The 9,657-nt window shown below is 53.2% G+C and carries 7 protein-coding genes; 4 read left to right on the plus strand and 3 right to left on the minus strand.

The window, feature by feature from the left end; genetic code table 11:
- Nucleotides 1-282 precede the first annotated feature (282 nt).
- From AC6I7T_RS27315 to AC6I7T_RS27330, 4 genes are all read left to right on the plus strand, one after another.
- Nucleotides 283-1,485: a sensor histidine kinase gene (locus tag AC6I7T_RS27315; protein WP_497790977.1), complete on the plus strand. Its 1,203-nt coding sequence runs from the start codon at nucleotides 283-285 to the stop codon at nucleotides 1,483-1,485.
- On the plus strand, nucleotides 1,457-2,218 hold the full coding sequence (locus AC6I7T_RS27320) for a LytR/AlgR family response regulator transcription factor (RefSeq protein WP_497790978.1): 762 nt from the start codon (nucleotides 1,457-1,459) through the stop codon (nucleotides 2,216-2,218). Before AC6I7T_RS27315 ends, AC6I7T_RS27320 begins: the two co-directional genes overlap by 29 nt.
- A 637-nt stretch (nucleotides 2,219-2,855) precedes the next feature.
- Nucleotides 2,856-3,185: a PadR family transcriptional regulator gene (locus AC6I7T_RS27325; RefSeq protein ID WP_497790979.1), complete on the plus strand. Its 330-nt coding sequence runs from the start codon at nucleotides 2,856-2,858 to the stop codon at nucleotides 3,183-3,185.
- Between the two features lie 72 nt (nucleotides 3,186-3,257).
- The gene (locus AC6I7T_RS27330) at nucleotides 3,258-6,017 is read left to right on the plus strand and encodes an ABC transporter permease (RefSeq protein ID WP_497790980.1); all 2,760 of its coding nucleotides are present in this window, start codon (nucleotides 3,258-3,260) and stop codon (nucleotides 6,015-6,017) included.
- 606 nt (nucleotides 6,018-6,623) lie between these two features.
- Here AC6I7T_RS27330 and AC6I7T_RS27335 read toward each other — a convergent pair.
- The 3 genes from AC6I7T_RS27335 to AC6I7T_RS27345 form a co-directional block, all read right to left on the minus strand.
- Complete coding sequence (locus AC6I7T_RS27335) at nucleotides 6,624-7,250, minus strand: hypothetical protein (protein WP_497790981.1); 627 nt, start codon at nucleotides 7,248-7,250, stop codon at nucleotides 6,624-6,626.
- A gap of 215 nt (nucleotides 7,251-7,465) precedes the next feature.
- Nucleotides 7,466-8,050, minus strand: coding sequence for an REP-associated tyrosine transposase (locus AC6I7T_RS27340; protein ID WP_497790982.1), 585 nt, complete (start codon nucleotides 8,048-8,050; stop codon nucleotides 7,466-7,468).
- Between the two features lie 27 nt (nucleotides 8,051-8,077).
- Complete coding sequence (locus AC6I7T_RS27345; protein WP_497789221.1) at nucleotides 8,078-9,310, minus strand: IS110 family RNA-guided transposase; 1,233 nt, start codon at nucleotides 9,308-9,310, stop codon at nucleotides 8,078-8,080.
- Between the last annotated feature and the right edge of the window lie 347 nt (nucleotides 9,311-9,657).

Here is a 9,657-nt window from a genome sequence, read left to right on the forward strand (position 1 = left end):
GGTGCGGGGCGAAGTTCTGTTCCGGTATTCGCACCGCCCCTCCAGGGCGGACTCTCTATGGGATGGTTTACCCCGGCTTTCGCTGCGCTTCAGCCGGGGCTATTACCGTTGCGTCCCTCCGGGACGCACTCCGAATAGGTACAAGCTTCATGGGGATGGCCAGCGAAATATGGGACCTCATGTCCCCCCTAATCCGCCTTTCCCCAACTGAATCGGTGTGTTCACCAGATTTCATTTCTCTTTGATCTTCTGTGCCACAATACTGTTCGGAGGAGATACGGCTTGGTTTCCTCATTGAAAGAACAAAGGATACGTCTTACAGGGGAGAAGGTCTTAGCTAGCCGATATCCAGGGCCCTGGTTGCTGGCCTTGATCTGGACGCTGGTCGGAGCCGTTGCCTATACACGCCACTATCTGCAAACTCCCTCGGGAGGAAGTTCAACGCAGATTCTGCACGATTTTCTGCTCTGGCAGACCTGCTTCTATCCCTGGATTGCCTTTGCTCCGCTCGTCTTTCGTCTGGAGAGACGTTTCCCTTTGCTGGAATCCGGACAACCCTTCAACCCGCTCTGGCTGATTGGAGGAGCCGTCCTCTTCGTCTATGCCGGATCCGAAGTCGCTTTTTTCTCATCCTGGGGCTTGGATTTCTTCTTCGCCCAAGGCATGCCGCTTCCGCCGATCTGGTGGAAGCCTCAAACCGCCGAGTTGTGGATACAGTTCTTCATCTACTGCTCCACGGTCCTCGGAGCCTATGTGATTCGCAGCCTCATACGTTTACACCAGCGGGAAAGGGAAGCGACACAACTGGCGCTGGAGAAATCGGAACTGGAGAATAGTCTTCGTCAGGCCGAGCTGGAAACTCTGCGCATGCGGCTCAATCCGCACTTTCTCTTTAACTGCTTGCAGAATATCGCGGTCCTGACGCAGGAAGATCCCAAGACAGCGAATCAGATGCTGACGCGTTTAGGCGATCTATTGCGCACGGCACTTCGCCGCGACGGTTCGGCCGAAATGACCCTGGCCGCTGAGATTGCCCTGACCAAGAGCTATGTCGCTATTGAGAAGATGCGCTTCGAGGATCGACTGGCCATTCTCTTCGATATCGATCCGAAGAGCGAGTCCGCCATGGTTCCGGCCTTCCTGCTGCAGCCTCTGGTTGAGAATGCGATTCTGCATGGACTGCGCGGAGTAAAACGCGACGGTGCTATCGTCATCAGGAGCAAGGTCGATTCCGAGAGTCTTCTTCTTACGATCAGCGATAACGGTGTGGGCTTGCCGGTAAAGGATTTGGCAAGTCTTGAGCACGGAGTCGGGCTGAACTCTACCTGTGAGCGCTTGCAGAAGATGTATCCGCAACAGCACTCATTTTCAATAAGGCCCTTGCCTGAAGGCGGTACCGCAGTTGAAGTAATCCTTCCTCTGAGACTTGAAAATCCCTCTGCTGGAGCAATCCTCTATGAGCAACCTTCGTCTGTTAGTCGTTGACGATGAACCACTGATCCGGCGAGGCATTCGCAACGCCCTCTCTAATTTTGAAGACGCAGAAGTGATCGGCGAATGCGGCTGCGGGCAGGATGCCGTGCAGGCGGTCGAGACGCTGCATCCCGATCTGGTCTTGCTCGATGTGCAGATGCCGGACTTCTCCGGCCTCGATGTTATTCGTCAGGTCGGTGCCAAGAAGATGCCGCTCACCATCTTCATCACTGCCTACGATGAGTACGCAGTGCAGGCCTTCGAACTGAATGCAGTGGACTATCTGCTGAAACCCTTCGATGAAGAGCGCCTTCATGAAAGCCTCACACGCGCGCGGCAACGGCTTGCGGCACAGACGCAAACCTCGTTTGCCGAACAGTTGGAAGCGCTGCTCTCACAGAAATCGCAACGGGGCCCCGAGCGCCTGGTGATACACAATGGAGATCGCTACGATTTCATTCCTGTAGATTCCATCGATTGGATCGAGTCGGCGAATAACTATGTCGAGCTGCATTGCGGGCCGAAGCAATATTTGATGGGTGAGACACTTACTCGTCTGGAAACAAAGCTGGATACAGGGAGATTCCTGCGTATCCATCGCTGCCGCATCGTGAACCTCTCACGAATCATCGCCGTGCATCCGCTGATGAACGGCTCCTATGAGATGGAGCTGAAGAACGGCGTCCGTCTTACTACCGGGCGCCAGTATAAAGATGTCGTCCAGGGAATGATAAAAGGCAGCTAAGGTCCGGGCGGCTAAGAAGCGGGCAGCTAGAGTCCGGATAGCGCGGCTTCGCCGCCAAGCTTAACCCCTTCCTCTCTTATCTTCTAAGGTCGTCGCCATAGCCATGGTTCAGCTTGTTTTGAGGCCTTGTGTCAGGGATGGCCTTCAGGCCATCCGCCGCAATTCCTTTAAGAGCGGATAGACATTTTCGGTAACGAATGCAGCCGAACGCGTGAATTGGCATAGTTCCAATGCCATTACCCCTTTCTTCAACATTAGTTACCGAAAATGTTCCAATTCCAACAGAAGACAGCTTTCGGTAGGCCTGAAGGCCTTCCCTGACACACGACAAAAGCCAATTCGCCTTTGAGATTCTGGTCATATTTAGGGTTTCCTGCAGTTGCCAGTCCGGAAAATGTAGAAACTCGAAGGGCATCCTGGAGGGATGCCAAGACAATAGCCCCGGGTGTAGCGTAGCGAAACCCGGGGATAGCAATGCAAATAAGACCTCCGCCCCGTATGGGGCGGAACGAATGCTACTGTGCTGGATCAGGCAAGATTTTGCCCCGCCATCTCTGGGGGAACGAAGACTGCTTTCTTCCTCTTGACAATCTAGAGAAGTAGGAGGCAAACTCTGGATTAACTAGAGGAGCGAGACGTGTCGGAGAAACCTGCAGAACTTGTCCAGGGAACCCTGGAGATGCTGATTCTGAAGACGCTGGCACTGGAACCGATGCACGGCTACGGTGTAGCGCAGCGTATAGAGCAGATCAGTCAGGGAGTCTTCCTGGTAAATCCTGGATCGTTGCTTCCGGCCCTGAGCCGTATGGAGCGCGCCGGACGTGTTAAGTCCGAGTGGAGATCGACGGAAAACAATCGTCGGGCCAAGTATTACGTCTTAACCGAGAGGGGGCGCAAGGCTCTGAAGGAAGAGACGCAGGAGTGGGGAAGACAGCTTGCGGCCATCGCCAGAATTATGGAAGCGTAACGGTCTGCGCAACTGGAAGATTCTACCCCGTCAAAGTATCGATAACCAGCTTTCGTAATTTGCGGAGATCTCATGACCTTATTCCGTAATATCGCACTTGGGCTGAAAGGACTGTTCCGCAAAGAACAGGCCGACGAGGAGTTGAATCAGGAGTTGCGCGACTATCTCGATGCTTCAGTCGAGCGCAAGGTGCATGAGGGCATGAGCCGCGAAGAGGCTTTGAAACGCGCTCGTGCGGAGATGGGCAGCTTCGAGAGTGTCAAGCAAAAGGTGCGTGCCGTCGGTTGGGAATCTGCTGCGGAATCTATATGGAATGACATCGGTTACAGTATTCGCGTATTGGCTAAGAGCCCGGGGTTTACGCTTATAGCCATTCTCTCCCTGGCTCTGGGGATTGGTGCGAATACCGCTATCTTTACGCTGATCAATCAGGTGATGCTGAAGTCTTTGCCTGTGCGCGATCCTCAGTTTCTGGTTAGCTTCGGAGATGGCTCCGATAGCGGACAGGTGGGCGGAATCGATCCCGGTTCGCTGAGCCTCTATCCCTTCGATTTTTATCAGCGGATGCAGGCCAACCCCAAGCTCTTCGAGGGCGTCAGCGCCTTTGACAGCAATCTCTCGATGGTTAGCGTCCGTTTCGAGGCGAAGCAGACAGAGCTGGCAGCCCAGGCCTACAGCCATCTTGTCTCGGGAAACTTCTTTTCTGTCCTCGGCGTAGAAGCACTCCTGGGGCGCACGTTGCAGCCGACCGATACTGAGACTCCGGGACGTAATCCGGTGGTCGTCCTCAGTTATCGGTACTGGCAGCAGATATTGGCGGAAGATCCCGGCGTTCTCGGTCGGACGCTGGTGATCAACGGGACGGCATACACCGTCGTCGGAGTTATGCCGAAGAGCTTCTACGGTGCCAAGCTCAACGAGCAGGTCCCGGATATGTGGCTGCCTATCACCATGCAGAAAGAGGTGATGTTGCAGAAGACCTCACTCTTGCAGCCGCGTGGCTACTCCTGGCTGCACATGATTGCAAGGCGTAATCCGTCGGTCAGTATCGCGCAGGCGCAGTCCTGGGTAAACACCCAGCTACAACAATTTATCGTTCAGAGAGAGGGACCGGAACTTTCTCCGAAACGCAGAGCCGAGATTGCGCAAACCTATATCACGCTCATGCCAGGAAATGCAGGCGTTTCAAGTCTCCGGATCAAGTACCATGAACAGCTGCTTATTCTGATGGGCGTGGCGGTTCTGGTCCTGCTGATAGCTTGTGCCAATCTGGCGAACTTCCTTCTGGCGAAGGCTATTGCACGGGAAAGAGATATCTCCACGCGTCTTGCTCTGGGGTCAAGCCGCAGCCGCATCGTTCGTCAGATTCTTATCGAAGCGCTGCTGCTTTCTCTTAGCGGAGGAGCTTTAGGTCTGCTTGTTGCTTATGGTGTCACTTCTGCTTTGATCAAGTGTGTATCTAGCGGTGTTACACAAACGGCACTGAAGGCTCAGCCGGACTTGCACGTTCTTTTCTTTACTCTGGGAGTCTGTCTCTTTACCGGGCTTCTCTTTGGCCTGGCTCCGGCCCTTCGTGTTTCGCGAATGAGCTTTACCCCCGCGCTGACGGCCAATACTCGTACAGCTGCAAGCAGCGGTGGTGGGTCTGGCCGGTTGCTGCCCAAGTTGCTGGTAGTTGTGCAGGTGATGCTGTCACTGGTTCTGCTTACCGGAGCCGGGGTCTTTCTGCGTACGCTCCATAATCTGGAGAACCAGGATCTTGGTTTTAACCGCCATACGGTCCTGGTGGTGAATACGAATCCTAAGTTTGCGGGCTACAAGCCGGAGCAGTTAAATGGACTTTACGACAGATTGCAGGATCGCCTTCGCACCCTTCCCGGAGTAAAGGCTGCGGCTCTGTCGGGTAGTTCTCCTCTAGCTAGGGGACGATGGGCTGCGGACGTCGATGTTCCGGGCTATAATGCTGCTCCCGATGAAAATTTGATAACTACGATCAATCGTGTCTCCTCGGGATACTTTGAGGCAACCGGGATACCGGTTCTCTCCGGACGTGGCATCGATGCAAGCGATACCTCTACTTCGCATCCTGTAGTCGTGGTGAATCAGACCTTCGCAAAGCATTTCTTTCCTCATGGCGATGCTCTTGGACGTAGGCTAGTCGTTCAACTCCCAGGGATGGAGACCCAATGGGAGGTTGTGGGCGTTGTCCGAGATGCTAAGTATCATGGTCCCCGCGATAAGCCGGAGCGAATGATTTATCTTCCGGTCCGCCAGATAAGCGGCGATTCGGGTTATGCGTATTTCCTTGAGGTCCAAAGCACGGCTGATCCTGCTCTGGTTGTAGGAGAGTTGAGGGCCGCGCTGGCGGAGGTTGACCGGAACTTGCCCGTTCTTTCGATAAAGACTCTGGACGAGCAGGTGGAATCGACGCTTGGGCAGGAGAAGATGATCTCGCAGCTTTGCTCGGCCTTTTCGCTCCTGGCCCTCTCCTTATGCTGTATCGGTTTGTACGGAGTGATGACGTATAACGTGATTCGCAGAACAAACGAGATCGGCATTCGCCTGGCTCTGGGAGCGCAGACGAAACGTGTACTGTGGATGGTGCTGAAGGAGTCTATGCTGCTGCTCGGTATCGGAGTGCTGCTGGGCATTCCGATTACTCTGATTGCTACCGGGGGAGTGAAGTCTCAGCTTTATGGGATGTCTTCCACCGATCCTGTGACCTTGCTGGCAGCTGTATTAGTAATCTCATTTGTTACTGTATTTGCTGCATTCTTCCCGGCACGCCGCGCCTCGAAGGTTGAGCCTATGGTGGCGCTGAGGTATGAGTAAGGTTTAGCTTTCCCGAGCTGGTAATTACAGAAATCTTTAACATGGCCAGAATCTGAAAGGCGATTAGCTTTTGTGGTGTCAGGGTAGGTTTTCAAGGCCTACCGCTGGAGTTTCTATATTTCTTGTGAAGGATATCAATAAAGAACAACGAAATATAACAGCAATTTCGGTCGTTGCATCCATGGTCAGGCTTTGTGTCAGGGATGGCCTTCAGGCCATCCGGAAAGAATCTTCATTGAGAGAGAAGAAACATTTTCGGTAACATATGCAACGGGAAGAACAAAGGCATTAAACCTTACATCGTTCCGTCGCTTTGGTCATAGCTTCAACGAGCGAAAGCTCTCTCAAACAGCACTTTGCAACTATTCAGCCTGCCTGTTTTCCGCAACATTCGTTACCGAGAATGTCTATCCATTATTGAGAGAATTGCCACGGCTGGACTGAAGTCCAGCCCTGACACAAACCAATATCACAGCTTCAAGGCTGTTTCCTGATGTTATCTCCTTGATTTCTAACGCTGGTTACTCCCTCTCGAATGTCGAAATTCTAGGTGGCGGTTTCTGACCGCCACCCGCTTCGCAGCTTGCTCCTCTTTGACTGGCGAATTCAGGCATTCACCTTGAAGACGCAACCGCAGGCCCGGCACATAAATGAGAGATCCCAATCTCTCCGCAAAGCGGGATAGGTGATCTTATTGTATCGGTCGATGGTCGAAATCCTTCTCATGCAAAAAACTACACCCAGGGTGCAGAAGGCGAAAATCGCCAGAGCTATAGCTCCTTTGCGGGTGGTAAAGAGATCGTGAAGCGTAAGTGGGGTATCGTCGATGGGCGCAGGTGTTGCTGCGGAGGGAACTGCCGGTGTATTGCGAGGAGCGTTCCTGGCTCCATCCCGGGACTTGGCCATATGGCTCTTGACTGCGGGCGGCAGAAGAGAAGGATCGGGTCTTGCCGGGCCTGCGGTCTGTGGTGCCGGAGCGGTGTTGCCGACAGTCCCTGATAAGGGGAGAACAACCGTCGGAATCGGAATGACCAGAAAGACGAGAAGCAGCACGATGTAGCGAGAGATGCCCATGCGAGACGGGGGAGTGGCGAAACTGGAGAGTACGCTCTGCGAGGTGTGCTGGTAGCTGTGAGCGTTGATTGAGCCACTCGTGTGCGAGATTCCCCCGGCATGGACCATAGAGAGCTTTTGCGTGGAGCGATCTCCGCACTTAGGGCATGGATACGACATGAATCGGCCTCTCAGGATTAGAAAATTCCAACCATTCGTTATCGGCAGGAATATTCTGAGCATCAGCGGGAATTGGCAGCTCCCGGGTTGCGGGACAGGAACATAAAATCTATGTGCCTGGGCCTGGAGATTCTACATTTCTTGCGAAAGCGATCGACAAAAAGGGCCAAATAGAGCTGTATTTCGGCTGCTTAAGCCAATGGTGAGGCTTTGTGTCAGGGCATGACTTTAGTCGTGCCGATAACAGAGTCTTTAGGTGTTTTGGGCTTTAGCCCCTGTGCTTTTTTCTTCGCCAAATAGGTATAGCAATAGGGGTATTTCTCCGCTGAATCGACCAGTCCTGCTTTTACTGGGTTTTGAGCAATATATTCTCGAACTCGCTGGTAGCTTTCTTCATCTTTAATCCTCTCGTCGGAAAAGCCAAGTTGCCATACTTCTCCGCTATATCCAAATTCGCTCTTCAGTCGAAAGGAAAAACGGCCTTTGATTAATTGCATGGCTCTCTCGATAGTCATCGTCTTATCCACTTCGATGAGAAGATGCACGTGGTCTGGCATAACTACAAAATCGTGTAACAGAAATTTCCGTTTCGCCACATAGGAACGTAACACGTCGATAAAGAGCAAAGCATTTCGTTCCGATTGCAGCAAGCGCTTTGCCATAAGGGTCTTGGTCGTAGTGAAAAATATACGTCGAGAGCTGAGTATTGTTTTTCCATCGGCATTTCGGTTAGGTCTTGCCATTGCAGGGGCTAAAGCCCAAACCTCTTTTCTCTGTCTTTGCGGCACGGCTAAAGCCATGCCCTAATAAGAAACATCTCTTGTATATCAAGCGAGGATGGGTTGAATCTGGACAGCGAAGCCGAGATTTTCGAGCCGCTTGAGTAAACGCAAGGCGTGTCTTTGTTTATTGTGAGGATCGAAATGGTCAGCACCTAGGTCCTGATAGACGGTGCCATTCTTGAGCATGTGATAGGCGGTAGTGAGTAAAGAAGCAGCTACCGCACAGACGGCTTTTTTCGAACCCCGTCGTGCTCGCAAACGGTGGTACTGGGCCTGGAAATAACTTCCTTTGGTGCGGCTGGCTGCCCAGGCGCACTGCACCAGAGTCGTTTTCAGCCAGGGTGCCCCTTTCTTCAAGCGTGTAGAACGGCGTTTACCAGCGCTTTGGTCGTTGCGGGGACATAGTCCTGCCCACGAGATCAAGTGACCGGAGGTCTCAAAGCGAGTCATATCGATGCCGATCTCAGAGACCAGCACCTGAGCCGCGAGGGGACTAAAGCCGGGAATAGAGTTCAGCAGTTCGACGGCGGCGCGAAAGGGTTCCACGTTAGTGTTCACCTCCTCGTCTAGGCTGGCAATGCTAGCCGTCAAGGCATCGATCTGATCCAGATGTAGTTTGAGCAGAAAGCGGTGATGCCGGGTAAGCCGACCGCGTAGCGACGCCTCCAACTCCTCTGCCGAAGCGTGAATGCGCCAGTGAGCTAACGCAGCCAAAGCTTGTGGTGCGGTTTGACCAGCGATGAGCGCTTCCAAAATGCGTCGGCCGCTGAGCCCCACAATGTCTGTCACTACACTATCTAGCTTGATGTTGGCGTCTTCCAGCGTCTTTTGGATGCGCTGGATGTGACCAGCTCGCTCCCGTACGATCTGCTTACGCGTGCGTAGCAGGTCGCGCATTTGTTGGGTTGGTTCATCGGGAACAAAGCTGGCTTTGATCAGACCGTGCGCTATCAGATCGGCCAACCACATCGCATCGTTGACGTCGGTCTTGCGACCGGGCACATTTTTCACCTGTGCCGCATTGGCCAGTGTCAATTGAAACTCGCCATCGGCCAGTATGTGCCAGACCGGCTTCCAATAGACCCCAGTCGCCTCCATGGCGATATGCGTAACACCTTCCCCGGCTAGCCAATCCGATAATGCCATCAACTCCTGCGTGATCGTCTTGAAAGTGCGGACTATGGTCTTAACCTTGCCTTGGCTCATATGGCGAACGCAGGCCACCACCGTCTCTTTATGCACATCCAGTCCGGCACAATGCGAGTAGAGAACTTCCATCGTCACTCCTCTGCGCTTGGCTTGGAACCCCGTTGTTAGAAACTCTAATAAGCGTGCTCTAAGGTCTGGTGCAACACTTTAGGCGACAATACGGGGTGCTCTAGGGTTCCGGGTCCGACTGACACACGGGCTGTTCTGCACCAGGGAATTGACGACCTCTGTGCCTCTGCGCAATTCCACTCTATACGCTGCTGGCTCTCGTTTCATCCATCGTGGGTCGGAATCACCGGTGCGGGACTGACACAAACCCATAGCACTTCTTTAAGATAATCTTCCAAGGTTTTTCCCTTGATTGTCGACTCAAGATGTACAAACTTCAGGGACAGGGACATGATCCTATATCCCTG

It is taken from the genome of Humiphilus diazotrophicus (genome assembly GCF_059726315.1).

Excerpts from the sequence above, each read along its gene's own strand:
- AC6I7T_RS27320 (WP_497790978.1), top strand. The coding sequence starts at position 1,457 with ATGAGCAACCTTCGTCTGTTAGTCGTTGACGATGAACCACTGATCCGG.
- AC6I7T_RS27330 (WP_497790980.1), top strand. The coding sequence starts at position 3,258 with ATGACCTTATTCCGTAATATCGCACTTGGGCTGAAAGGACTGTTCCGC.
- AC6I7T_RS27335 (WP_497790981.1), bottom strand. The coding sequence starts at position 7,250 with ATGTCGTATCCATGCCCTAAGTGCGGAGATCGCTCCACGCAAAAGCTC.
- AC6I7T_RS27340 (WP_497790982.1), bottom strand. The coding sequence starts at position 8,050 with ATGGCTTTAGCCGTGCCGCAAAGACAGAGAAAAGAGGTTTGGGCTTTA.
- AC6I7T_RS27345 (WP_497789221.1), bottom strand. The coding sequence starts at position 9,310 with ATGGAAGTTCTCTACTCGCATTGTGCCGGACTGGATGTGCATAAAGAG.